We start from the raw sequence: 23,916 nt of genomic DNA on the forward strand, positions 1-23,916 counted from the left end.
TTATATTCGCATAAAACTATTTTAGCTTTATGTTTCCGACCGTATCTCATTTTATAGAATACCTTTTAGGTATACAAGTTCCGCTTCCCTTTAATACATTTGGTGTTTTCGTAGCCCTGGCCTTTATTGGCGGTTATTGGGCTTTTACAAAAGAATTTAAGCGTAAAGAAGCCCTTGGGGTTATACATGCAATCAAAAAAACGATTACCATTGGTAAACCCGCAAGTACCATAGAGATCGCTTCTAACGCAATTTTTGGTTTCCTGATCGGTTACAAACTTGTTTATGCATTATTAAATTATAAGCTTTTTGTAAGTGACGCTCAAACGGTATTGTTGTCTACCAAAGGAAATATCTTAGGCGGCTTATTCTTTGCCGGCCTATTTGCATACTGGGATTATCAGGAAAAAAATAAAGTAAAACTAGACAAACCTAAAGTCGTAGAAGTAACCCAGCATCCTCATGAATTAATGGGTAACCTGATTGTATGGGCTGCAGTTTGGGGCTTTTTAGGAGCCAAGATATTTGATAATCTAGAACACTGGGACAGTTTTGTAGCCGACCCAATTAATAGCCTGCTTTCTTTTAGTGGTTTAACTTTTTATGGCGGACTGATCTGTGGTGGTGCTGCAGTTCTATATATCGCCCGTAAAAATGGAATAAAGGTATTACATATGCTGGATATTGGCGGACCTGGGATGATGCTTGCCTATAGCATTGGCCGTATTGGTTGTCACATGTCGGGCGATGGTGATTGGGGGATTCCAAATCTAAATCCTAAGCCGGTTTCCTGGCTGCCTGATTGGCTTTGGGCATATTCTTATCCAAATAATGTTGCTAATGAAGGTGCACCTATCCCTGGATGCGTTGGTAAATTCTGTAATGAATTGGTTCAACCTGCATATCCAACGCCACTTTATGAAGTAATTGTATGCTTTATACTGTTCCTTATCTTATGGAAATTACGCGATCGTATTAAATTGCCGGGAATGATGTTTGGAATTTACCTGATGATGAATGGTGTGGAACGTTTCTTTATCGAACTGATCAGGGTAAATACTAAATACAATGTTGCAGGAATACAGTTTACGCAGGCGGAATTGATATCGTGTCTGATGTTTTTAGCTGGATTGCTGCTTGTCCTTTACTCGGTGAGAAATAAAGAAAAATTGGCTAATTACTAATCCTTATAGGTTGAATTACGAATTATTATGTTCTAAAGTGGTTGCCATCACCCGGCTGACCGGCAATTTCATCAGAAAAGAATCTATGAATTTTGATCCGAACGCGATTGAATTCAAAGGCTTGAACGACCTGGTTTCGTATGTGGATAAACATGCCGAAATTCAGTTGGTTAGAAATTTAACCAAGCTTATTCCTGATGCCGGATTCACTACTGAAGAAGAAACTGAAGATGTTAAAGGAGCGGTTTACAATTGGATCATAGATCCTCTGGATGGAACAACCAATTTTATTCATGGCATACCCACTTATTCAATTAGTGTTGCTTTGTATGAAGAGGATAAGCCTGTAATAGGAGTGGTTTATGAAATCAACAGGGGCGAGATGTTTTACACCTATAAAGGTGGCGAGGCTTATCTAAATAATAAGCCTATAAGGGTTTCTTCAAGATCTGTGCTGTCGGATAGTCTCCTGGCTACCGGATTCCCTTATCACGAATTTGATAAACAAGCTCAGTACATGCAACTTTTTGCCGAAATGATGCGTAGATGTCATGGTTTAAGAAGGATTGGCTCAGCAGCGGTAGATTTGGCTTATGTAGCCTGTGGCAGATTCGATGCCTTCTTCGAGTACAACCTGAACTCCTGGGATGTAGCAGCCGGTGCTTATCTGGTACAACAGGCAGGGGGACATGTAATAAACTTTGGTGGTGGTGATGAATTTATGGATAAACGGGAAATTTTAGCGACTAATGGTAAAGTTACCGGGGAAATTTTAACAACGATCAAATCGTATTTTTAAAAAGCTACGAATAATGTTTTAGCTAATGAAGTCATTATAAGGAACTTTTGGAGTGCCAGAAAAAAAATGTTGATTGAGGAACAAAAACCAGAAAATAAAATTAACAATCTAAAACTTTGAAAAACAAGCATGAAATTGCGTCAATCCGCCTTTAAATTTGTCTTTATGTTAATGATGAGCTTGGTGTCAATATCGCTCTATGCGCAATTGCCTGAAGAAATTCAATGGAAACACCTGGTAAAAACCTACTCCTCAGACAGCACAGAAATGGTATTAAGCCTTAACGGAAAAGCATTGCAGGGAAAGTATAAAATTCCTTTTGATGAAGGCGGTTTCGCGTTGTATACCATTAAAAATGGATTGATAAACGGAGAGGCTTTTTGGTATTCGAATGCCGGAAATATGGAATGTAAGCTCTATTACAAAAAAGGAGTACGTAACGGTTTAAAGGAAAACTATGATAGTGAAGGTCATATGTGGCTTCGTCAGGAATACAAGGATGGGAAGCAAGATGGTATAAGTGAAATGTATAGTAATGGCAAGCTAACTAATAAGGCGACCTATAAAGACGGTAAAAAGCACGGTGGGTCTTTTACCTATACCGGAGAACAGATAACTACAGAAAGTTATTATGAAAATGGTATGCAAAGTGGTCTTTATAAGACTTATGCCAATAATGGAAAAGTTATGCTTGAGTCTAATTTCAAAGACAATAAGCGTCATGGTTTGCATACTATGTATTCAAATGGGGTAAAAAACATGGATTTTATGTACGATAATGGCGAAAAACATGGTGTTGCACACATGTACAGGCCGGACGGTACAGTAGTTTTCGAGCATTATTATCTATTGGGAGAAAAAGTGAGCAAAGCTGATTTTGAAAAAAATCAACAAAATTCGACTAAAAAGTAGTGCATTTATGCTGTTAAAAGCCAGGATCGTAAAAGTGATTATAAAAAAAACAGGCTTGATTTTTATCAAGCCTGTTTTTTTTATAATCCAGAATGAACGGGCTTTTTTACAAAGCTTCCGATACTACTTCTTTTACTTCAGGAACCATACGTTGTAATAAGTTCTGAATTCCTGATTTAAGTGTAATTGTAGAAGATGGACAGCCGCTGCAAGAACCTCTAAGTTCTACAGTTACTACACCTTCATCAAATGATTTGTAGCTGATTGCTCCACCATCCTGTTCAACCGCAGGACGAACATAGTCATGCAGGATCTGCTGTATTTTAATCTCCAGTTCAGTTCCTTCGAATGCAGGAGCTTCTGCTGAAGCATCTTCTTTGATTTTGTATTCTGATTCAACTGCACCTTTAACAAACTCTTTCAGGATAGGCTCGATATCTGGCCATTCCGCATCCTCAGTTTTGGTTATTGTTACAAAATTACTTGCAAAGAATACACCATTTACAAAGTTGAATTTAAACAGTTCCTTTGCAAAAGGAGAGTGCTCTGCACTTTCTTTAGTCGCAAAATCTTCGCTGCCATTGATCAATAATTTATTGACCATGAACTTCATTGTAGCAGGGTTTGGTGTTTGTTCTGTATATACGTTGATCGTCATTGTCTTAATTTTTATACAAAAATAAATAATTCATTGCTTCAATTCCCTTCGCAGGTGTCTGTTTTAGGTCATTAAATCTTAAAACAGTATTAGAATACTCCAGTGTAATTAAATGGAGTGATTTTTTTCAATTCCACCTTAATTTGCTCATTTACATTTAAACCATCAATAAAATCAGCCATAGTAGTAGCTGTGATTTTCTGGTTGGTACGTGTAAGGTCTTTTAAAGCTTCGTATGGATTCGGGTAAGCTTCTCTTCTTAAAACGGTTTGGATGGCTTCCGCTACCACTGCCCAGTTGTTTTCCAGGTCAGCAGCAATCGCCTCATTGTTCAATAGGATCTTATTCAGACCTTTCAAAGTCGATGCCATAGCAATCACTGTATGCGCCATTGGTACGCCTACGTTTCTTAATACTGTAGAGTCTGTTAAGTCTCTTTGTAAGCGTGAAATAGGCAATTTAGCAGCAAAGAATTCAAATAAAGCATTGGCAATACCTGCATTACCTTCTGCATTTTCAAAATCAATAGGATTAACCTTATGTGGCATAGCCGACGATCCTACTTCTCCTTCTTTTATTTTTTGTTTGAAGTAGTTTTTAGAGATGTAAGCCCAGATGTCTCTATCCAGATCGATAATGATGTTGTTGATGCGTTTTAATGCATCACATTGCGCTGCAAACTGATCGTAGTGTTCAATTTGGGTAGTGTGTTGCGCACGGGTTAAGCCTAAAGCTTCGTTTACAAAGCGATTAGAGAAATTAACCCAATCAATGTTCGGATAAGCAATATGGTGCGCATTGAAATTTCCTGTTGCTCCACCAAATTTTGCGCTATTCGGAATGTTTTTAAGGTTGTTCAATTGAATTTCCAAACGCTCAGCGAATACCAGGAACTCTTTACCTAGTTTAGTAGGAGAGGCAGGTTGACCATGCGTGTGCGCCAATAAAGGCACATCTTTCCATTCATTTGCTAACTCTTTTATTTTTCCAATTAGTTGTTGGATGTTTGGATAGTAAACTTCATTTAAGGCTAGCTTAAATGTAAAAGGAATAGCGGTATTGTTGATGTCCTGTGAAGTTAAGCCAAAATGGATAAATTCTTTAAAGCTTTCCAGGCCCAGCAGGTCAAATTGCTTTTTTATAAAATACTCAACAGCTTTTACATCATGGTTGGTTACTTTTTCTGTGTCTTTAACCTCCTGTGCGTGTTCATCGTTGAATTGCTCATGAATCAAACGGAGTTTTGGATAGTTTGCTTTGTCAAACTGATCTAGTCCAGGTAATCCGGCCTCACATAATGAAATGAAGTATTCAATTTCTACATAGACTCTGTATTTAATTAATGCAGACTCTGAAAAATATTTAGAAAGGTTTTGGGTTGTATTTCTATAACGCCCATCAACCGGTGAAATAGCTTGAAGTGGAGATAAATTCATGAATGTAACTGTTTTTGCAAACGCAAAGGTAACATTATTAGCCGTTTTTATGAATTATGACTGGCTGAAATTGAATTTTTGGGCAATAAAAAAAGGCTTTGGAATTACCAAAGCCTTTTTTATAAGATCAACTTAGCTTAGTGAGCTGGAGCTGTAGTCTCAGTAGTAGTTTTAACTGTAGTGTCTTTTACAGCTGAATCAGTAACTGTAGTATCAACAGTAGTTACAGTTGTAGTTGAATCAACAACTGTAGTATCTGTAGATTCGCCAGTTTTTTCAGATGATTGACAAGCTGCTACTGATAAAGAGATTGCTAAAGCTAAAAAGCCAAATTTAAATGCGTTTTTCATTGTAATTCTATTTTAAATAATTAATTAATTTTATTGATTAATACCTGAAAGTTTAAAAGGTAACCCAGTGATTTCAAAAAAAAGTAAAATTATTTAAATAAAAATTCTTTTTAGTGTTATTTTACTGATTTACAATCGGATAAGTTTTTCAGGTCCTAATTCCGAGCCGCAAATATATCATCATTTATTTATTGTTTTCAAATTTATTTTCTTTTTATTTTAATAATGTTCGATAATGGGTTATAATGAGTCGGATAGATTCTTTTTCATTTTAGGTACGTTCCTTGTTAATACATGCGTTAAGAGATAATAGCAGAAAAAATATTTTTTTTAGCTAACATTGGGTTACCATTCACGTATAAAGGTATTAATTGGTGAGTAATAAGTTAAGCAGTTCAGTTCCAGAAGATAGAGAGGTTGTTTTAGGCATCTTAAATAACTCAGAAAAAGCACTAAATAAATTGTACACGGGGTATTTTCCGATGATATTACAATTTATATTGAATAATAACGGTGATGAGGATGATGCAAAAGATGTGTATCAGGAAGGAATCATTGTTTTATACAATAAAATTAAAAGTGGTAATTTTGAACTAAGCAGTAAACTAAAAACGTATATATATTCAGTTTGCAGAAGAATTTGGTTAAAGAAGCTTGCACAGCAAAGCAAAAAATCAAATAACGTTTCGGACTTTGAAGATGTAATGGCGGTTGAAGTGGATGTTGAACAGCACGAAGAGAAAGATCAGCAATTTGAAAAAATGCAGTCAGCTCTGACTCATCTGGGGGAACCATGTAAGACTATTATTCAGGATTATTATATAAATAACCTTTCAATGCAGGATATCTGTGAAAAGTTTGGCTATACCAATGCGGACAATGCCAAAACACAGAAGTACAAGTGCCTTCAAAGGTTAAAAAAGTTATTTTTTCAATCTTAAATTGATATGAGGAACGAGATAGAATTAGAAGGTATTATTGAAGATTATCTGAATGGTAAACTTAGTGATGAAGAATTGAAGAAATTTGAACAATTGCGTTTAAATGACCCGGCTGTTGATCATAAGGTTGTTGCTCACAAATTTTTCCTGGAATCATTAAACGATTACGCTTTAAAGGCTGATCTGAAAAGTAAAATGGACCAGATGCATGGGCAGATTGATGTTGCTGCATTAAGTAAAGAGGTTGGCCCACACCCTTCGTTTATTGTGAATTTATGGCGTAAAAATAAAGCTGCAGTGGCTGTTGCCGCCTCATTTATTCTGCTAACAGTAGTAACCCTGTATTCTATACAACAAACTACCCAGCAAAGCGGAAGCGTTGAACTGGTGAGCAGAGAGCTTGCAAGAATTAAAAATTCGCAAAGCAGCCTGATTAGAAAAATAAACTCTGATAACGTAACGAAAAATTTAAAGCCTGCTAATTTTGGCGGTACAGGCTTTGCCTTAACCGCTAATGGCTATATCCTAACTAATTTACATGTAGTGGATGGCGCAGATTCTGTATATGTGCAGGACAGTAAAGGCAATTCATTTAAAGCAGTTGTAAAACGTAAAGACTCTCAATACGATTTGGCCATTCTGAAAATTGTAGATGAATCATTCTCACCTTTATCTAGTCTGCCATACAGATTAAAACAAAATCCAATTGGTATGAGCGAATCGGTATATACGCTTGGTTTTCCTAAGGACGATGCAGTATATGGTGAGGGGTATGTGAGCTCTAAGACAGGTTATAATGGTGATACTACACAATATCAGGTTTCTATTCCGGTTAATCCAGGAAACAGTGGGGGCCCTTTATTAGATGAAGACGGTAATATCATAGGCGTAATCAGTGCAAAACAGAACCAGGTTGATGGTGCTACATTCGCTGTTAAATCTAAATACATTCAGGAAGCGCTAAACTCTATTCCTAATGATTCATTAGGTAAGAAAGTAGTCTTCAGCAAAAGAAATTCATTGCAAGGCTTAAGCAAGTCTAAACAGGTGAATAAAATAAAGGATTATGTATTTATGATCAAGGTTTATAAATAGTAGTTCCATAAATAGTATTGAAACCCCGAAACTAAATCACTAGTTTCGGGGTTTCTTTTTATATAAAACTTTCAATATGGATTTTGGAAAGGTACCAGCGAATGAACTTGCATCTGTTGATTTTACAATACCGGCAGATGGAAAACAGACTGCGCTAACGCTTGAAGGGCATAAACCGGTTAAAGATCCTTCATTTTATATAGGTTGCGCCAAATGGGGACGGAAGGAATGGTTAAATATGATTTATCCACCAAAGACCAAAGAAGCTGATTTTCTGGATGAATACGTAAAGCACTTTAACTCCATAGAGCTGAATGCTGTTTTTTACAGTATCCCGAATGCTGAACTAATCCGTAAATGGAGGTTGAAGGCAGAGGAAAACGCCAATAGCAATTTTGTGTTTTGTCCTAAATTCTCCAGAACAATCAGTCACATTAAAAGGTTAAAAGATGCGGAGGTGCCTACAGATCTGTATCTGGCAAGCATACATGAGTTTGGTAAGTTTTTAGGCCCTTGTTTTTTGCAGTTGGGCGATAATTTCGGACCAAAGAACATTGATGTCCTTGAAAACTACCTTAAACATCTGCCCGTAGATTTGGAGTTGTTTGTAGAAGTGAGACATGAAGACTGGTTTTCGGATGACACTGCGCGTACAAAGCTTTTCGAGATGTTAGCCAGACTAAAAAAAGGTGCCGTGATTACTGATGCGAGTGGCAGGAGAGATTGCCTGCATATGGAGTTAACCATCCCGGAAATCTTTATCCGCTTCGTGGGTAATGGCCAGGAACATCAGGCATCTGATTTTGCAAGGATAGATGACTGGGTAACAAGAATGAAATCATGGTTAGATCATGGGTTGAAAAGCGTTTATTTCTTTCTGCATCAGCATGATGAAAAAGATACACCGATTTTGGCTGATTATACCATTCAGCAATTCAATAAACATTTCAACGCCGGAATAGCTCCCATTAAATTTATAAATGATCCTAAAGAAATTACAAAACAGAGAGAATTATTTTAGATAGTATACTCAATTTGTAGACATTATTATTTACCTTGTAATTGTAATTATGTACACCTAAATATATAAAATTATGAGTTTAAGAATAGGGGACACCGCTCCCAATTTTAAGGCACAAACTTCTATCGGCGATATTGATTTCTATGAGTACTTAGGAGATAGTTGGGGTGTTTTATTTTCCCATCCCGCTGATTATACGCCGGTATGTACTACTGAGTTAGGACGTACCTCAGCATTAAAGTCTGAATTTGAAAAGAGAAATGTTAAAGTCTTAGCGCTAAGCGTTGATTCGGCTGAATCTCATAAAGGTTGGATTAAAGACATCAACGAAACCCAGAATACTGAAGTTGATTTTCCGATTATTGCAGATGAAGATAAAAAGATTGCTGATCTGTATGATATGATTCATCCAAATGCATCTGAGACCTTAACTGTACGTTCTTTGTTCATTATATCACCTGATAAGAAAGTGAAACTGATGCTGACTTATCCAGCCTCTACAGGACGTAATTTTAATGAAGTGCTGAGGGTAATCGATTCGCTGCAGCTTACTGCTAATTACAGCGTGGCTACACCAGCTGACTGGGAAGATGGAGAAGACGTAGTTGTAATGAACAGCATTAAAACTGAAGATATCCCGGCTAAGTTTCCCAAAGGACATAAAGTCATTAAACCATATTTGAGAATGACTCCTCAGCCGAATAAGTAATATGTTCGTTGCGTAAGTTTAACAAAAGAAGGCTGTACAAAAAAGTACAGCCTTTCTTTTTGGAGCAATGATTTAGTTAGAATGTCTTAGCGAGTGATTTGTAAAGATATTTACTTATTGTTTTTCGAAAAATACCCATTTGTAGGTATTTTTTGCTAATAATGTTGCTCAATAGTCGCATCAATTACGATGTACCCATCCTTTTTGCTTTCCGTAAAAATGAGAAACCGATGGTTGTCGGGTTTTATTTTATATTTTTTGACCAGGTTTTCTGCCTTATCTCTGTAATTGCGGACAATAACGTTACCAATAAGCTGCTTCTCCTTCTTTAATTCCCCGGAGCTGATTACCCTGTTTATTCTAAAAATCCTTCCCGGAAATTTACTGTTTATAATTTCACTGGTGTAAAGTTGCGTATGCAGATGTAGCTTTTCTAAGCCATAGGTTAGGCCGATCAGATTAAAAGCGCCGCCTTTTAATAAGGCTGTGTCAGGCTCATAGAGATAGCCGGAAGGTGTTTCTGCCAGGATATGTGTTTCTCGGGTTTCCTCATCACCTTTATAAAAGCTAAAATGCTTTTCAGTTTCATTTAAGGTGACGGAGGTTATTTTAACATTTAGTCCTTCAACTTTATCTATAACCCAAAGTAACTCCTTACACTCGTTTTTAACACTCACAATATGGATCTCAGATACATACTTCAGCTCCTTTAAACCCGCAGTGAGGTCTAAAAGAGGAGCCGTTTTAATAATTATCCGTGAAGATTTTTCTAATAGCAAGTCCAGATGCTCCACCACATTTGGTGTACAGTCTTTCAACATAAATACCTTCCCGGAAGTACTTCTCCTGGCCGGGTCAATGTAAATCGTATCGAATTTAGCTGTGGTATTTTTTAAATATTCGATGCCATCTGTAGCTAAGAACTCAATGTTATTTTGCCCTAAAATTCCGGCATTGTGAGCTGCTATTTCGGATAACTCGGGGTTTATCTCGCAATGAACTACCGAACTAACAACCTTCGCAAAATAGTGACTATCTACTCCGAATCCCCCAGTTAGGTCAATTAAGCTGTTTCCTATTGGAAGCTTTGCTTTATAAGCAGCGGTAGTTTCAGAGGAGCATTGCTCAATAGACAGCAAAGGAGGGTAGTATATACAGGAATGATTGTACCATTCAGGGAGCTTTCTGGCAGATTTGTTTTTCGCTGCAATCTGATTGGCAAGCTCCCTGGACTCAACTTCTTTAAACGGACTTTTAGACATAGCAATTTTATGCACATCATCGTTTAAATGATGGCTGATGAATTCCTGTACGGATTGATCTAAAATATGCTTGTTCAATGGCTTTTTATTCAGTTGGTTTTTTATCCCTCATTACAATCTGGCAAGTATTTCTACTTTTCACCTCCAGCAGGATGTTTTTATTCACCGTTACGCGGTCTATCGTTTCCTGGTTGTAATACCTTATGGTAACGAGTTCAACGTCGGTATTGTATTTTATTTTATAGTGTTTAGACAAGTCGGCTATTAGTTTTTGAAGCTTTTTTTCATTGTAGTCAAAGCTGATCGAAAAGCTGATGGCCGAGTTGAGCATCGTATTGATTTTAATCCGGTGCTCATGAAACAGGCTGAAAATATCGCTCAGGTTTTCCTCTATGATGAAAGAAAAATCTTTAGGAAATATCGACAGCAATACCTGATTTACCTTGAAAATAAAGGAAGGAATGGGCAGGTGATCTTTTAAATCTGTGATGTCGGTACCTGGCGCGTTAGGATTAACGAAGGAGCGTACATATAAAGGAATATTCTTATTCTGTATAGGCTTAATGGTTTTAGGATGGATAACCGTAGCACCATAATAAGCCAGTTCGATGGCATCGTGATAAGATAACTGAGGAATCCTTTCCGTTTCATCAAACCACTTCGGATCGGCATTTAAAACCCCTGGAACATCTTTCCATATGGTAACGGATTGTGCATTTAAGCAGGCCGAAAATATGGCTGCCGAGTAATCGGAACCTTCGCGACCAAGCGTAGTGGTGAAGTTTTCACTGGTGTTGCCAATAAAACCTTGAGTTACAGCAATATTTTTAGCTAAAAGCGGGGCCAGCGTTTTTTGTATATCGGCTTCTGTTTTTTCCCAGTTTACCAGTCCTTCACGATAGGTATTATCCGTGTGGATGAAATTACGTGCATCCAGCCATTTTACATTCTCGCGTAAAGTACCCAACCAAGCCGCAAGTATTTTCGACGAGACGAGTTCACCAATAGAAACAATCTGATCGTAAATGTAATCATGTGAATCGTTTGGCTCTTCCTCAATCAGCCAGTCGATTTCTACGAAAGTATTCGCTACATCGTTAAATATTGGGTGATTATGATCGGTAAAAAGCTCATTCAAAATATTAAAATGATATCCTTTTATTTCATCAAATATCTGATGTACATCATCCTGGCCATTTAAATAAGCTGTGGTAAGGTCTTCCAGTTTATTTGTAATTTTTCCCATCGCCGAAACAACAATGAGCAACTGATTACCTTTATGACGGTTTATAATTGAAGATACGTTTCTTACTCCATCTGCATCCTTAACTGATGCCCCCCCAAACTTGTATATTTTCATTGGTGATAATTTGTTTAATTCATTCATTTTGGTTTGTGCCCACACATCATGGTTTCATTAGTATATATTTTTAATTAACAGGATTTAGTAAGCCATTTGGTTTTGCAATGTCCTTTAGCGCTGTAAAAGGAATAAGTAATTCCGTTATGCCGTAGGCATAAGCCTTAATTTCATATGGATTATAAAGGAATTTGATCCCTTCTTTAGTGACGCTGAAATTCTGATTTAAACTGAATTTGTCGTTTTCAAAGAAATAATTGTCTTTCAAACTTACTCCCGGAGCAAGCTTCTCATTTTTTCTGAAGATATTTTCAGCAACAGCCGTCAGCTTTGTCATGGAGCCCGGGTTAAGCAGCGAATCCAAAATGATCTCCTGATGGTTTACCGGATCATAGTTCAGATAAACAAAAGAACTGTTAGGGTGGGCGCCACCTTCATAATTCACAAAAGTGAATAATAAAGATAAGTAATGAGGTTGTTGAGCTACCACTTCAACTTTCCCGTTCATGAACCAGGTTTGTCCATATCCCTTATTTTCTTTGCTGAAATCATCAAAGTTTTTAATAAACGAATTTGCGAAATCAAGGTATGAAGTGTAATTCTCACCTTCATTGCCTGCTTTTAATACTTTCTGCTGGATGAATTGGTTTATTTTTTCATCTGCAAACACCGGATAGGAGATTACAGCTTTCGAAGTATCGGAGACCTTTTCAACTACGATAGGGAATTTACTATACACCTTTACCGAGTCGTATTTAAAAGACAGTTCAGTGTCGACTGCCAAGCTGGTGCTATCCACAGTGTTCACAGATTTTTTTTCATTTTGACACGCTATAAAACTAATAGATATCAAAAATAGGGCGAGTTTCTTCATAGCGTTTTTTTTATGGTTTTAACTGCTTTTATTTGTTGATTTGCTCTTTTGAAAACGAAGCGTTTAACCAACCTGCTTCCAATTGCGCACTGTATTTATTATAAAAATTAATAGCCGGTTCATTCCAGTCCAGCACTTGCCAGTTCATTCCGTTAAAGCCTTTGTCTTTTGCTTCTTTAATGATGCTTTCAAAAAGTAGCTTGCCAATACCGCGGCCTCTGTATGCTTCCGTCACTATAAAATCTTCCAGATATAAACGACAGCCTTTCCAGGTAGAGTAGCGGGTATAATAAATCGCAAAGCCAGCAATAAATCCGTCCACTTCAACTACGAAGGCATTCCATACTTTATGCTCACCAAAACCGGCATCAATAAATTCTTCCAGCGTAACGGTAACCTCTTCGGGTGCTTTTTCATAAACAGCCAGCTCGTTTACGAGCTCCAGTAACCGCACACAATCTTCTTTTACAGCTGCCCTTATAATTATGCTCATTCTAATTTATAACTCCTCTTTGTAATGTTTAATCTTCCTTTTTCCAAAAATACTGCTACCAATGCGTACCATGGTGCTGCCTTCTTCAATAGCCAGTTTGTAATCGCCCGACATGCCCATCGATACTTCTTTAAAGTAATCTGCTTTTCTAAAGAAACTTACTTTTATGCCGTCAAAAAGCACTTTTAACTCGTTAAACTCATCTTTGGTTTGTTTCTCCAAAGCGTTGTTACTCGCTATACCCATTACACCTACAATGCGTACATTTTGCATAGCCGCAAATTCATCAGAACGAAGCAACTCTACAGCTTCATCAAAGCCCAGGCCAAACTTGGTGTCTTCATCTGCTATGTAAATCTGCAGTAAGCAATCAATTATCCGCTTGTTTTTAGCAGCCTGTTTATTAATCTCTGCCAATAATTTTAAGCTGTCTACAGATTGGATCAGACTAATGAAAGGAGCAATGTATTTTACCTTATTGGTTTGTAAATGTCCAATCAGGTGCCATTCTATATCTTGAGGTAGTTTCGCTTGTTTATCAACCAGTTCCTGTACAATGTTTTCGCCAAATACCCTTTGTCCGGCATTGTAAGCTTCTAAAACTGCATCTGCTTCCTGGTATTTAGATACCGCAATTAATTTAACGGATATCGGATCTAATTCGCTTTTATATTTTAATAAGTTATCTGCTATACTCATTTATCAGTATTTTTGGTAAAAATAACAACCTTAGCGAACTTTGTCTAAGAAATAATGATGTTTTCAAGCATAATGAAGAATTTTCTATATATCGTACTAATCTTTTTTTCTATTTCGGGATGTAAACCGGGGGTACCCAAAGATCTTATTCAGCCCGATGAGATGGCTAAAGTATTACACGATATTCATGTTGCGGATAGCTACCTGGGAATGGCAGGGCATCCGGATTCTATTAAGACAATGGCAGCAAGTTATTACAAGGGGATCTATAAAAAGTATGACATTGATTCGGCACTGTATGCCCGAAGCATGAAGTATTATCAGGAAGAGCCAAAAGTGTTGAACGATATTTATGTAAAAGTAACCGGCGAATTGACAAAAGAAAAAAACGCAATTACAAAGGCTGATTCTACTGTCAATGCAAAGGAAATCATGAAGATAAGGATGAAATTTGTCAGAGATTCAACCAGAACTGCTGATTCAACCTTTTGGGCTAACTTTCTGCTAAAAGATACCACGAAATTAAAAAAGGTCAATTTGAAAGATACTGCTCAGTTAAAAGATACAGTGAAAAAGAAAATTGACGTGATCAGATTAAAAATGGACTATAAAGGTCTGAAAGATTTAAAATAAGTATGTTATATCCGGAGAATTGTTTGGAGCGTTTGGGGTTTAATGAGGTTAAGCAACTTATATATAAACACTGTCTGAGCCCTATGGGCGAGCAAATGGTTGGGAAGATGCAGGTGATGACCAAATTCGACCAGATCAATAAGTTTTTAAGGCAAACCTATGAGTTTAAAAGTATCCTCGAAAACCAGGAGCCTTTACAAATCAGTACATTTTTTGACATTAAAACCCTGGCCGAAAAGATCAGGGTAGAAGGTACTTATCTGGTAGAGGATGAACTACACCAGATGTACGCCTCATTGCAAACCGTATTTTCAGTACTTCGGTTTTTTGATGAGCGTAAGGAAGTATATCCCAATCTGGAGGCGCTGTTTGAGCACTTACCTGTTGAAAAGAACATCCTTAAAAAGATAGAAACAGTACTCGATCCAAAGGGTAAAATCAAGCCTAATGCCTCACCTGAACTGCAAAATATTATTGGTGATATCGCCAAAACAGAGCAGGATGTGCGCAAGCGTATGGATTCGATCTATAAGCAGGCAGTTGGTAACAACTGGGTAGCCGATGGAAGTTTAACCATACGTGATGGCCGGATGTGTATTCCGGTACTGGCCGAGAATAAAAGAAAACTAAGAGGGTTCATTCATGATGAATCGGCTAGTGGACAAACGGTATACATTGAGCCTGAAGAGGTATTCACGCTGAATAATAAGCTGCGCGATCTGGAGTTCGATAAAAGAAGAGAGATCATCAGAATATTGATCGCGCTTACTAACGACCTGAGGCCATATACGCCACTACTATTATCCTACCATGGTTTCCTTACCAAACTGGATTTTGTAAGAGCTAAAGCTTTATTTGCGATAGATGTAGAGGCTGATATGCCTATACTGATTAAAGAGGCTAAAACCAGGTTGGTTAATGCAACGCATCCCTTGCTTTATCTTTCTTTTAAAGAAGATAAAAAGACTGTTGTACCATTAAATATTCACATCAATGATGACTTAAGGATTGTATTGGTTTCCGGTCCCAATGCCGGCGGTAAATCTGTCTGCATGAAAACCGTGGGGCTATTACAAATCATGGTACAATCAGGTTTGCTCATCCCTGTTCACGAATCAAGTGAAGTAGGGATATTCGACAATATCTTTGCTGATATCGGTGACGATCAGTCTATAGAGAGTGATTTAAGTACTTACAGTGCCCACTTAACTAAAATGAGGTATTTCGTAGCTCATGCTACGCCAAAATCTCTGGTGCTGATTGACGAGTTTGGTACAGGTACCGATCCGCAATTTGGTGGTCCTATGGCCGAAGCCGTACTGGAAGTGCTGAACAATAAAAAAGTAAGAGGGGTAATCACTACCCACTACTCTAATTTAAAGCTGTTTGCCGGTAATACACCTGGATTGGAAAATGCTTCAATGCTATTTGATAATGGTAAGATGAAGCCTATGTATGTGCTGGAAATTGGTAAACCCGGAAGTTCTTACGCCTTTGAAATTGCGCAGAACATTGGTTTGCAAAAGGAAGTACTGGAACTGGCAAGAGCAAAAACCGGAACCAATCAGAACAGGATAGATAGTTTGCTGGTAGATCTGGAACGTGAGAAAAAACAGATCTATGATACCAAGCTTCATTTATCTAACCAGCAAAACAAGGTTAAAAATCTGGTTGCAGAGAATGAGAAGTTGCAGCTGTTCCTGGAAGAGAACAGAAAGCAGCTGATCAAAGAAGCGAAGCTCGAAGCACAATCAATCATCAAGAATGCCAATAAGCTGGTAGAGAATACCATTGCCGAGATTAAAGAGAAACAAGCTGATAAGTTAGTTACTAAAGAATTGCGACAAAATCTGCAGAAGGTGCTGGTGCAAAATCAGGTAAAGGAAGAGAAGAAACCGGAAGTAGTACAACCTTTAAATACGCCAATTGTGGTGGGCGACTGGGTGCAGCTGAACAATAGTGAAACTATGGGCCAGGTTTTAGAAATTAACAGAGATAACCTGGTGTTGGCATTGGGCGATTTACGCTCTGTTGTAAAGAAAAATAGGGTACAAAAGATTAGCAATAAGCAGGCTAAGAAAGTGGCTCAGAGTAGCTCTTACAGTGGCAGCATTTCCGAAGCGATAAGCAGTTTTAATGCAGAACTCGATCTAAGAGGGATGCGTGCCGAAAATGCACTCCATGAAGTTGAGAAGTATTTAGACAAATCGATTATGCTTGGTTTTCCCGTTGTTAAACTTATTCATGGTAAAGGTGATGGTATATTGAGAAAACTAATCCGGCAATACCTTAAAAAATACAGTCAGGTAAACAGGGTGGAAGATGAGCATGCCGACAGGGGAGGAGATGGCATTACCTATGTTTATTTTAATTAAGTAAACATATTTAGAATGAGGGTGTTATAATTATAGGCTAATCTGTTTTGGTCACTATATATACACAATCATGAAAACGCTTGCTATAAGTTTTTTTGCATTGCTGTTCGCTTTTTATGCCTGTAAAAAGAATAGGCTTCCAGGCGATAAGCAGGAAGTGCAACTCCCCGATTTGGAGTTAAAAACACGGGTACTCCTTACGGGGCTTTCGCACGTATGGGAAATGGTTTACGGACCGGATCAGCAATTGTGGATTACCGAACGAGGTGGTAAAATCAGTCGTGTAAATCCGCAGACAGGCGCTATTACGCTGCTGCTTAATGTACCCGACGTGGTATCAAATGGGGAAGGTGGACTGCTGGGAATGGCCATCAATCCTCAATTTACCAACAATCCCTGGGTATACATCGTTTACAATTATACCGCTCCCTCCGGATATAAAGAGAAAGTAGTCAGGTATAATTATTCAGGAGGAACTTTAAACAGTCCTGTAACCATTATCGACCTGATCCCTGCCTCATCCATTCACAATGGATCAAGGTTGTTGATAACAGCAGACCAGAAGCTGCTGATTACAACCGGAGATGCAAATGTTGCCGATAATGCGCAAAACACCGCCTCCTTATCAGGTAAAATATTGCGCGTAAATATGGATGGGACAGTTCCGGCAGACAACCCTTTACCCGGTAACAGAATATGGACATATGGACATCGTAATCCCCAAGGACTGGTGGCTGTAGGTGATAAGCTATATGCTTCCGAACATGGACCTAATAATGATGACGAAGTGAACCTTATTATAAAAGCCCGGAACTACGGCTGGCCTATTGTTGAAGGCTTTTGTGATAAGAGTGCTGAACAGGTCTTTTGTGCCGCAAATAATGTTGCAGAGCCACTAATGGCCTGGACACCCACTATCGCTACATGTGGACTTAGCTATTACAATTCCGATTTTATTCCGCAGTTTAAAAACTCATTGTTATTGCTTAGCTTAAAAGGATCGAGGCTTACCCAGTTGAAATTGAGTGAATCCGGGGATAGAATACTGGGTAGTAAAGATTTTTTTGTTAGTGAATTTGGGCGCCTAAGGTCCATCTGTCAGTCGCCCGATGGTAAAATATACATTGGTAGCAGTAATGGTAGTGTCGATAAGATCATAGAAATTGCTAAATAAGTTGGTTGGTACGCTAGATATAGTATAATTTAGCACCAAAATCAAATGATATGATCAATAAAGTTGTTTCAGGTGCAGAGGAAGCTATAAAAGATATTCAGGACGGCAGTGTTTTAATGCTTGGTGGATTCGGTTTATGTGGCATCCCCGAAAACTGTATCACTGCACTGGTAAAAAAGGGAGTTAAAGAATTAACCTGTATTTCTAACAATGCAGGGGTAGATGATTTTGGAATCGGACTGATGCTTCAACAGCGTCAGGTAAAAAAGATGATCTCTTCCTATGTTGGCGAAAATGCTGAATTTGAGCGTCAGCTGTTAAGCGGCGAACTTGAAGTTGAGCTGATCCCTCAGGGCACACTAGCTACAAGATGTATGGCAGCTGGATATGGAATGCCGGCAATCTTTACACCAGCAGGTGTAGGTACCGAAGTAGCAGAAGGCAAAGAAGTAAGAAACTTTAACGGTAAAGACTACCTGATGGAATATGCTTTTGATGCGGATTTTGCTATTGTAAAGGCCTGGAAAGGTGATACCGCAGGCAATTTAATTTATCGCTCTACCAGCCGTAATTTTAATCCCGTGATGGCTATGGCCGGTAAAATTACCATTGCTGAAGTAGAAGAACTGGTTGAAGCAGGAGCGCTTGATCCTGATCAGATCCACACCCCAGGCGTGTTTGTTCACCGTGTTTTTCAGGGAGCAGATTACGAGAAAAGAATTGAACAACGTACAGTCAGAACTAGAGGATAATCCTATAAAATATTTATATGCTGGATAAAAATGGAATTGCGCAGCGCATCGCAAGAGAAATACGTGACGGATATTATGTGAACTTAGGGATTGGTATTCCAACATTGGTAGCCAATTATATCCCTGAAGGAATAAATGTAGTGCTACAGTCTGAAAATGGACTGCTGGGCATGGGCCCATTCCCTTTCGAAGGAGAAGAGGATGCCGACTTAATTAACGCCGGAAAACAAACCATTACTACTTTACCGGGATCGTCAATCTTCGATTCTGCATTGAGCTTTGGGATGATCAGAAGTCAGAAAATAGACCTGACCATTCTTGGAGCAATGGAAGTATCAGAAAATGGCGACATAGCCAACTGGAAGATACCTGGTAAAATGGTTAAAGGCATGGGCGGAGCAATGGATTTGGTTGCCTCGGCAAAAAATATCATTGTAGCCATGCAACACGTAAACAAAGCTGGCGAAAGTAAGTTGTTGCCTAAATGCACCTTACCGCTAACAGGGGTAAATTGCATCAAGAAAATTGTAACTGAACTTGCTGTACTGGATGTGTTGCCTGAAGGAGGCTTTAAATTAATTGAGCGCGCACCAGGTGTAAGCGTTGATTTCATCAGACAAGCCACCCTAGGGAAGCTGTTTGCAGAGGATAATGTACCGGAAATGATATTTTAAGTCAAACAAAAAAGGAGCCGATTAAAGGCTCCTTTTTTGTTTTTATAACTGCTTGTTCCTGCAATATTTTTCTTTTAAATCTACAGAGATCTCTTCTGTAATCCTGATAATGTCTTCAGGCGTATCGTTATTATTGATAACGATCGTGTCACATGATTCCTTGTAAGGAAGTAAAAATTCTTTGTAAGCCGGTACCACATGATTGTGCCATTTGTACAACACATCATCCTCAGGATAGCCACGTTCCATGCCATCACGTTTTATACGACGTTTTAAGGCGACAGTTTCTTCTGCTTCTACAAAGATCCTGTGATCCAGCAGTGATGCAATCTCATTGAAGTGAATGATAAAAAGCCCCTCAACAATGACGATGGGAGCAGGGTTGATTTCAAGGATTTTTGTTACCGCAAGTGGATTGTTAAAATTGTATTCCTTTTTATAGATAACCTCACCGCTAATCAGCTTTTTGATGTCAAACAGAAACTGTTGATCATCAATAGTAGAGGGTAGGTCGAAATTGTATAATTTATTCTCTTCCTGTGTCATCTCTCCCGCAGGGAAATAATAATCATCCTGCGAAACCAGTGTCACCTCATCATTTTTAAAATGATGTAAAAAAGAGTTTAAAAAAAAAGTCTTGCCAGAGCCGCTGCCTCCGGCAATACCTATAATGAAAGGCTTATTGTTCATTGTCTTGTCCGCCGTATGTTAAATTGCAATAAAATCTTTTATCTAAAGCACCAAGTGCATCAGCAACAGCTTTTGTCATTACAATGATAACATCTTTTGTCGACTCATTCTCTGTGAATTTGCCAACGACCTTGGCAAAGGTCGACCTATTGGTCATAGGATTAGTAATTTTCATTACTGTTCCTATTGGGGCCGAACGGTGTAACACCAACATTTTTGAAGGATCAAGATCCGCATCAGCAATCCATATGCCGGTACCTTTTTCATCCATTTGGTTCAAGCCATATCTGCTTGCAGGTAACCTTAACGAAGGATCTTTGATAGAATTTAAAGTGTCTGTATTTGTTTCAGAGGTAGTGGCCGCATTTTTTGCCGGGTACTGCCCCCTGATTAATAATTTCTGGCCTACACGTAAACTATTGTCTGTAAGGTTATTTTTTGCCTTCAACTGATCCATGGTCATTTTATAGGTTGTTGCTATAGAATACATGGTCTCATTAGAAGCTACCTTGTGCTCAAGAAATTCTTCGGGTTTAGCGTCAACCGCGTCTTTTTTCTTAGCGGGCTTTTCTGATTTTTTATACCTGTTTTCAGGAGGAATCTGTGTTTTTACAACAGTTTCTTCCGCTTTTGGCTGTACAGCTGGCACCTGAGCCTGTTGCTGATTCTGAGCCGGTTGTTCAGCAGGTTTTCCCGGCATTTTCAACACCTGTCCAATGCTAAGATTAACAGAATTCATGTTGTTTACCCTTTTGATCTCATTCACCGTTGTGCCATACCTTTCAGCAAGCATATTCAGATTTTCTTTTTTCTGTACAATGTGCTCAGCCAACTCGCCATCTGTAGTAGCCGGAGCAGCAACAGCTGGCTGGTTCTTGCGATTAGCCGTAGTTGTAGCTGCAGGAGCTATAAATGGTAGGTTCGTAGGTACTTTAAGGATGACACCAATCTGCAGGAACTTGTTGTCATTAAAGCTCATAATGTCTTTTGGGACAACATTGTAACGTCTGCCGATAGAGTAATAGGTGTCTTTAGCAACAACCTGATGGATAATAAGTTTCTTTCCTTTGTAGTTCTCAACTCCTATTGAATCCCTGGTAATAGCGCTTGCGGCAGACAGGTTAAGAAGCAGAGCAAATACGGATACTATATAATGTTTATGCATTAAAATCTTTGTAAAATTTAAAGGGCAATTATACGAATAATATAAATAACGTGCCGAATTCGAATATTAAACGTTCATTTTTGTACTGTATTGCCCCCTTTCCTAATATTTGAGCAAACCATTCTTTTAGTCATCTGTTATAGTTTCAACAATCCTGCTATTGGGAATGAAACCATCATCTCTAGGAAGGCTTCATCACCGATAAAAGGCAAATCATATATTAATGAAAAACTAATTTAAATATAATGGATGCAAAAGAAATCAGTTTAAAAGAAAAAAGCGTAAAACCGGTAGTTGATATGTTAAATGATTACCTGGCAAATTATCATATCCACTATCAGAAATTAAGGGGTTGTCACTGGAATATTAAAGGTCAGAATTTCTTTACACTACACCTCAAGTTTGAAGAATTATATACCAATGCACAACTTACTATAGATGAGATTGCAGAACGCGTGTTAACATTGGGTAAACCACCCCATAGCCGTTTTGCTGATTATATTAAAGAATCGACTATTCAGGAAGTCAATACTATAGGTATGAAAGACCTGGATATGGTAGAAGCTATTCTGAGCGATATGGCTAAGCTGATTGAATTAGAACGCGAACTGCTCAACGCTACTGTTGAAGCAAATGATGATGGTACCAATGATATGGTCAACAACTTTATGCAGTTCAAAGAGAAAAACACCTGGATGCTACGCTCATTTTGTGGCAAGAAATAGTAAGGTATGGTAAGAATGAAAAGGGGATGTTCAAAAGACATCCCCTTTTTTAATTTGTCGTCTTTTATACCTTTCTTTAATATCTTTGAACCGATGGGATATAAAAGTTTAGCAGATTGCGTTGCCGATTTAGAAAAACACGGCCATTTGATTCGGATAAAAGAAGAAGTTGATCCATACCTTGAAATGGCTGCCATTCATTTGCGTGTTTATGAGCAAAATGGCCCGGCACTCTATTTCGAGAAAGTAAAGGGAAGTAAGTTCCCGGCAGTATCTAACCTCTTTGGAACATTGGAACGTTCTAAGTTCATGTTCAGAGATAGCCTACCTAAAGTAGAACAACTGGTAAACCTGCGTTCTGATCCTGTTAAAGCATTAAAAAATCCATTAAAAATACCGGGCATAGGTTTCACAGCACTTACTGCACTGCCTTTAAAACAAAGCTTTTTTAAGTCGGTATTTAGTAAAACTACCATAAGTGAACTGCCGCAGATTGTAAACTGGCCAATGGATGGGGGACCATTCATTACCATGCCGCAGGTATATACCGAAGATATCGACAAACCTGGAGTATTAAATGCTAACCTGGGTATGTATCGCATCCAGCTTGCAGGTAATGATTACGAACTAAACAAAGAAATCGGGCTCCATTATCAGATTCACAGAGGGATAGGGGTACACCAGTCTAAAGCCAATGCTAAGGGACAACCTTTAAAAGTGAGCATATTTGTAGGCGGACCTCCTTCACATCCGCTTGCTGCGGTTATGCCGCTACCCGAAGGCTTATCAGAAATGACATTCGCTGGTGCCCTGGGTAACCGACGGTTTCGCTATTTTTATGATGAAGAAGGGTTCTGTATCTCTGCAGATGCAGATTTTATCATCACAGGTACCGTTTACCCGCAAGAAAACAAACCGGAAGGTCCTTTTGGCGATCACCTGGGTTATTATAGCCTTACCCATCCTTTTCCTTTAATGAAGGTGCATAATGTTTACCACCGCAAAGATGCAATATGGTCATTTACCGTGGTGGGCCGACCGCCACAGGAAGATACCAGCTTTGGAGCATTGATCCATGAAATTGCAGGGTCAGCCTTGCCTAAAGAAATTCATGGCTTAAAAGAAGTAAATGCTGTTGATGCTGCCGGTGTACATCCTTTGCTGTTTGCTATTGGAAGTGAACGGTATACGCCTTATTTAAATGAGCGCAAGCCACAAGAAATATTAACCATTGCTAACCATATACTAGGGAAAAATCAGCTTAGTCTGGCTAAGTACCTGTTTATCGCAGCAAGAGAGGATGATGAACATCTGGATACGCATGATCTATCGGGCTTTATGCAGCATGTGCTTTCAAGAATGGATTTCCGTACCGACTTACATTTCCATACACATACGACCATAGATACACTGGATTATAGTGGCGACGGGTTAAACAGCGGCTCGAAGGTTGTTTTTGCTGCTGCCGGGATTCAGAAACGAATATTATCAGGCGAATTGCCTAAAGGATTCCAGTTGCCGGAGCCATTTGGTCATTATCAGATGGCAATTCCTGGTGTATTGGCCTTAAAAGGTAATCGTTATCTTGATGCAGCTCATGCAGAGCAGGAGATGGTTTTATTAAACCAACATTTAAAAGATCAGCAACTGGATGGTTTAGCATTAATCGTATTATGTGATGATCATGAGTTTACCGCTGCCAATATCAATAACCTGGTTTGGATTACCTTTACAAGAAGTAATCCGGCTTCAGATATACATGGTATAGGAAGCTTTATCAGTAATAAACATTGGGGCTGTACAGGTCCCGTTATTATTGATGCCCGTAAAAAGCCGCATCATGCTCCGGAACTGATTAAAGACGAAAACGTAGAAAGAGCTATTGAAAGGTTTGGCGGGAAAGGTGCCTCTTTACACGGTATTATTTAGCGTATT

At 38.5% G+C, this 23,916-nt stretch carries 24 protein-coding genes; 14 read left to right on the forward strand and 10 right to left on the reverse strand.

Going from position 1 to position 23,916, the window contains the following annotated elements; genetic code table 11:
- Window positions 1-29 precede the first annotated feature (29 nt).
- The 3 genes from B9A18_RS10325 (at window position 30) to B9A18_RS10335 (ending at window position 2,895) form a co-directional block, all read left to right on the forward strand.
- Complete coding sequence (locus B9A18_RS10325) at window positions 30-1,184, forward strand: prolipoprotein diacylglyceryl transferase (protein ID WP_084289214.1); 1,155 nt, start codon at window positions 30-32, stop codon at window positions 1,182-1,184.
- A 10-nt stretch (window positions 1,185-1,194) separates the two neighbouring features.
- The gene (locus B9A18_RS10330) at window positions 1,195-1,983 is read left to right on the forward strand and encodes an inositol monophosphatase family protein (RefSeq protein ID WP_084289215.1); all 789 of its coding nucleotides are present in this window, start codon (window positions 1,195-1,197) and stop codon (window positions 1,981-1,983) included.
- A gap of 165 nt (window positions 1,984-2,148) precedes the next feature.
- Window positions 2,149-2,895 (forward strand): toxin-antitoxin system YwqK family antitoxin, encoded by a 747-nt coding sequence (locus B9A18_RS10335; protein ID WP_235005289.1) that lies wholly within the window; start codon window positions 2,149-2,151, stop codon window positions 2,893-2,895.
- A gap of 106 nt (window positions 2,896-3,001) precedes the next feature.
- Here the strand turns inward: B9A18_RS10335 and B9A18_RS10340 are convergent, their stop codons facing one another.
- The 3 genes from B9A18_RS10340 to B9A18_RS10350 form a co-directional block, all read right to left on the reverse strand.
- Window positions 3,002-3,553, reverse strand: a complete 552-nt coding sequence (locus B9A18_RS10340; protein WP_084289216.1) for a NifU family protein — start codon at window positions 3,551-3,553, stop codon at window positions 3,002-3,004.
- Window positions 3,554-3,642: 89 nt separating this feature from the next.
- The gene (purB, locus tag B9A18_RS10345; RefSeq protein WP_084289217.1) at window positions 3,643-4,989 is read right to left on the reverse strand and encodes an adenylosuccinate lyase; all 1,347 of its coding nucleotides are present in this window, start codon (window positions 4,987-4,989) and stop codon (window positions 3,643-3,645) included.
- Between the two features lie 137 nt (window positions 4,990-5,126).
- Complete coding sequence (locus B9A18_RS10350; RefSeq protein ID WP_084289218.1) at window positions 5,127-5,339, reverse strand: hypothetical protein; 213 nt, start codon at window positions 5,337-5,339, stop codon at window positions 5,127-5,129.
- 374 nt (window positions 5,340-5,713) lie between these two features.
- Here B9A18_RS10350 and B9A18_RS10355 point away from each other — a divergent pair, with 374 nt between their 5' ends.
- The 4 genes from B9A18_RS10355 to B9A18_RS10370 all read left to right on the forward strand — a co-directional run bounded on the left by B9A18_RS10355 (window position 5,714) and on the right by B9A18_RS10370 (window position 9,105).
- On the forward strand, window positions 5,714-6,280 hold the full coding sequence (locus B9A18_RS10355) for an RNA polymerase sigma factor (RefSeq protein WP_084289219.1): 567 nt from the start codon (window positions 5,714-5,716) through the stop codon (window positions 6,278-6,280).
- A 6-nt stretch (window positions 6,281-6,286) separates the two neighbouring features.
- The gene (locus B9A18_RS10360; protein WP_084289220.1) at window positions 6,287-7,375 is read left to right on the forward strand and encodes a S1C family serine protease; all 1,089 of its coding nucleotides are present in this window, start codon (window positions 6,287-6,289) and stop codon (window positions 7,373-7,375) included.
- A gap of 76 nt (window positions 7,376-7,451) precedes the next feature.
- Complete coding sequence (locus B9A18_RS10365) at window positions 7,452-8,396, forward strand: DUF72 domain-containing protein (protein WP_084289221.1); 945 nt, start codon at window positions 7,452-7,454, stop codon at window positions 8,394-8,396.
- Between the two features lie 73 nt (window positions 8,397-8,469).
- Entirely contained in the window at window positions 8,470-9,105 is a 636-nt protein-coding gene (locus B9A18_RS10370; RefSeq protein ID WP_084289222.1) for a peroxiredoxin, read from the forward strand.
- Window positions 9,106-9,260: 155 nt separating this feature from the next.
- On the opposite strand, the gene B9A18_RS10375 is transcribed toward B9A18_RS10370, so the two are convergent.
- From B9A18_RS10375 to B9A18_RS10395, 5 genes are all read right to left on the reverse strand, one after another.
- Window positions 9,261-10,445 (reverse strand): THUMP-like domain-containing protein, encoded by a 1,185-nt coding sequence (locus tag B9A18_RS10375; protein ID WP_084289223.1) that lies wholly within the window; start codon window positions 10,443-10,445, stop codon window positions 9,261-9,263.
- Window positions 10,446-10,452: 7 nt separating this feature from the next.
- Window positions 10,453-11,727, reverse strand: a complete 1,275-nt coding sequence (locus B9A18_RS10380) for an aspartate kinase (protein WP_084289353.1) — start codon at window positions 11,725-11,727, stop codon at window positions 10,453-10,455.
- Between the two features lie 70 nt (window positions 11,728-11,797).
- Window positions 11,798-12,601 (reverse strand): DUF3298 and DUF4163 domain-containing protein, encoded by an 804-nt coding sequence (locus B9A18_RS10385; RefSeq protein WP_084289224.1) that lies wholly within the window; start codon window positions 12,599-12,601, stop codon window positions 11,798-11,800.
- A 28-nt stretch (window positions 12,602-12,629) separates the two neighbouring features.
- A complete protein-coding gene (locus B9A18_RS10390; protein ID WP_084289225.1) occupies window positions 12,630-13,094 on the reverse strand; it encodes a GNAT family N-acetyltransferase in 465 nt (154 codons plus the stop codon).
- Between the two features lie 6 nt (window positions 13,095-13,100).
- Window positions 13,101-13,793, reverse strand: a complete 693-nt coding sequence (locus B9A18_RS10395; protein WP_084289226.1) for a YggS family pyridoxal phosphate-dependent enzyme — start codon at window positions 13,791-13,793, stop codon at window positions 13,101-13,103.
- A gap of 72 nt (window positions 13,794-13,865) precedes the next feature.
- Between B9A18_RS10395 and B9A18_RS10400 the strand changes: the two genes are divergently transcribed.
- From B9A18_RS10400 to B9A18_RS10420, 5 genes are all read left to right on the forward strand, one after another.
- On the forward strand, window positions 13,866-14,426 hold the full coding sequence (locus B9A18_RS10400) for a DUF4296 domain-containing protein (protein WP_159452626.1): 561 nt from the start codon (window positions 13,866-13,868) through the stop codon (window positions 14,424-14,426).
- Window positions 14,427-14,428: 2 nt separating this feature from the next.
- Window positions 14,429-16,801, forward strand: coding sequence for an endonuclease MutS2 (locus B9A18_RS10405; protein ID WP_084289228.1), 2,373 nt, complete (start codon window positions 14,429-14,431; stop codon window positions 16,799-16,801).
- A gap of 70 nt (window positions 16,802-16,871) precedes the next feature.
- A complete protein-coding gene (locus tag B9A18_RS10410) occupies window positions 16,872-17,975 on the forward strand; it encodes a PQQ-dependent sugar dehydrogenase (RefSeq protein ID WP_084289229.1) in 1,104 nt (367 codons plus the stop codon).
- A gap of 50 nt (window positions 17,976-18,025) precedes the next feature.
- Complete coding sequence (locus tag B9A18_RS10415; RefSeq protein ID WP_084289230.1) at window positions 18,026-18,727, forward strand: CoA transferase subunit A; 702 nt, start codon at window positions 18,026-18,028, stop codon at window positions 18,725-18,727.
- A gap of 17 nt (window positions 18,728-18,744) precedes the next feature.
- A complete protein-coding gene (locus B9A18_RS10420) occupies window positions 18,745-19,401 on the forward strand; it encodes a CoA transferase subunit B (RefSeq protein WP_084289231.1) in 657 nt (218 codons plus the stop codon).
- A gap of 42 nt (window positions 19,402-19,443) precedes the next feature.
- Here B9A18_RS10420 and B9A18_RS10425 read toward each other — a convergent pair whose 3' ends face one another.
- The gene (locus B9A18_RS10425; RefSeq protein WP_084289232.1) at window positions 19,444-20,091 is read right to left on the reverse strand and encodes a uridine kinase family protein; all 648 of its coding nucleotides are present in this window, start codon (window positions 20,089-20,091) and stop codon (window positions 19,444-19,446) included.
- Entirely contained in the window at window positions 20,081-21,256 is a 1,176-nt protein-coding gene (locus tag B9A18_RS10430; RefSeq protein ID WP_084289233.1) for a septal ring lytic transglycosylase RlpA family protein, read from the reverse strand. The genes B9A18_RS10425 and B9A18_RS10430 overlap by 11 nt, the downstream gene beginning before the upstream one ends.
- A gap of 245 nt (window positions 21,257-21,501) precedes the next feature.
- On the opposite strand from B9A18_RS10430, the gene B9A18_RS10435 reads away from it, so the two are divergent.
- On the forward strand, window positions 21,502-21,981 hold the full coding sequence (locus B9A18_RS10435) for a Dps family protein (protein WP_084289234.1): 480 nt from the start codon (window positions 21,502-21,504) through the stop codon (window positions 21,979-21,981).
- Window positions 21,982-22,074: 93 nt separating this feature from the next.
- Entirely contained in the window at window positions 22,075-23,910 is a 1,836-nt protein-coding gene (locus tag B9A18_RS10440) for a UbiD family decarboxylase (protein ID WP_084289354.1), read from the forward strand.
- Window positions 23,911-23,916 lie beyond the last annotated feature (6 nt).

This window comes from Pedobacter nyackensis (assembly GCF_900176505.1).
Classification (GTDB): Bacteria; Bacteroidota; Bacteroidia; order Sphingobacteriales; family Sphingobacteriaceae; genus Pedobacter; species Pedobacter nyackensis.

Bases quoted from the DNA above. Each gene is read 5' to 3' on its own strand.
- B9A18_RS10325 (WP_084289214.1), top strand. From the start codon at position 30: ATGTTTCCGACCGTATCTCATTTTATAGAATACCTTTTAGGTATACAA.
- B9A18_RS10335 (WP_235005289.1), top strand. From the start codon at position 2,149: ATGTTAATGATGAGCTTGGTGTCAATATCGCTCTATGCGCAATTGCCT.
- B9A18_RS10340 (WP_084289216.1), bottom strand. From the start codon at position 3,553: ATGACGATCAACGTATATACAGAACAAACACCAAACCCTGCTACAATG.
- purB (WP_084289217.1), bottom strand. From the start codon at position 4,989: ATGAATTTATCTCCACTTCAAGCTATTTCACCGGTTGATGGGCGTTAT.
- B9A18_RS10350 (WP_084289218.1), bottom strand. From the start codon at position 5,339: ATGAAAAACGCATTTAAATTTGGCTTTTTAGCTTTAGCAATCTCTTTA.
- B9A18_RS10360 (WP_084289220.1), top strand. From the start codon at position 6,287: ATGAGGAACGAGATAGAATTAGAAGGTATTATTGAAGATTATCTGAAT.
- B9A18_RS10365 (WP_084289221.1), top strand. From the start codon at position 7,452: ATGGATTTTGGAAAGGTACCAGCGAATGAACTTGCATCTGTTGATTTT.
- B9A18_RS10370 (WP_084289222.1), top strand. From the start codon at position 8,470: ATGAGTTTAAGAATAGGGGACACCGCTCCCAATTTTAAGGCACAAACT.
- B9A18_RS10380 (WP_084289353.1), bottom strand. From the start codon at position 11,727: ATGAAAATATACAAGTTTGGGGGGGCATCAGTTAAGGATGCAGATGGA.
- B9A18_RS10385 (WP_084289224.1), bottom strand. From the start codon at position 12,601: ATGAAGAAACTCGCCCTATTTTTGATATCTATTAGTTTTATAGCGTGT.
- B9A18_RS10390 (WP_084289225.1), bottom strand. From the start codon at position 13,094: ATGAGCATAATTATAAGGGCAGCTGTAAAAGAAGATTGTGTGCGGTTA.
- B9A18_RS10395 (WP_084289226.1), bottom strand. From the start codon at position 13,793: ATGAGTATAGCAGATAACTTATTAAAATATAAAAGCGAATTAGATCCG.
- B9A18_RS10400 (WP_159452626.1), top strand. From the start codon at position 13,866: ATGAAGAATTTTCTATATATCGTACTAATCTTTTTTTCTATTTCGGGA.
- B9A18_RS10405 (WP_084289228.1), top strand. From the start codon at position 14,429: ATGTTATATCCGGAGAATTGTTTGGAGCGTTTGGGGTTTAATGAGGTT.
- B9A18_RS10410 (WP_084289229.1), top strand. From the start codon at position 16,872: ATGAAAACGCTTGCTATAAGTTTTTTTGCATTGCTGTTCGCTTTTTAT.
- B9A18_RS10415 (WP_084289230.1), top strand. From the start codon at position 18,026: ATGATCAATAAAGTTGTTTCAGGTGCAGAGGAAGCTATAAAAGATATT.
- B9A18_RS10420 (WP_084289231.1), top strand. From the start codon at position 18,745: ATGCTGGATAAAAATGGAATTGCGCAGCGCATCGCAAGAGAAATACGT.
- B9A18_RS10425 (WP_084289232.1), bottom strand. From the start codon at position 20,091: ATGAACAATAAGCCTTTCATTATAGGTATTGCCGGAGGCAGCGGCTCT.
- B9A18_RS10430 (WP_084289233.1), bottom strand. From the start codon at position 21,256: ATGCATAAACATTATATAGTATCCGTATTTGCTCTGCTTCTTAACCTG.
- B9A18_RS10435 (WP_084289234.1), top strand. From the start codon at position 21,502: ATGGATGCAAAAGAAATCAGTTTAAAAGAAAAAAGCGTAAAACCGGTA.
- B9A18_RS10440 (WP_084289354.1), top strand. From the start codon at position 22,075: ATGGGATATAAAAGTTTAGCAGATTGCGTTGCCGATTTAGAAAAACAC.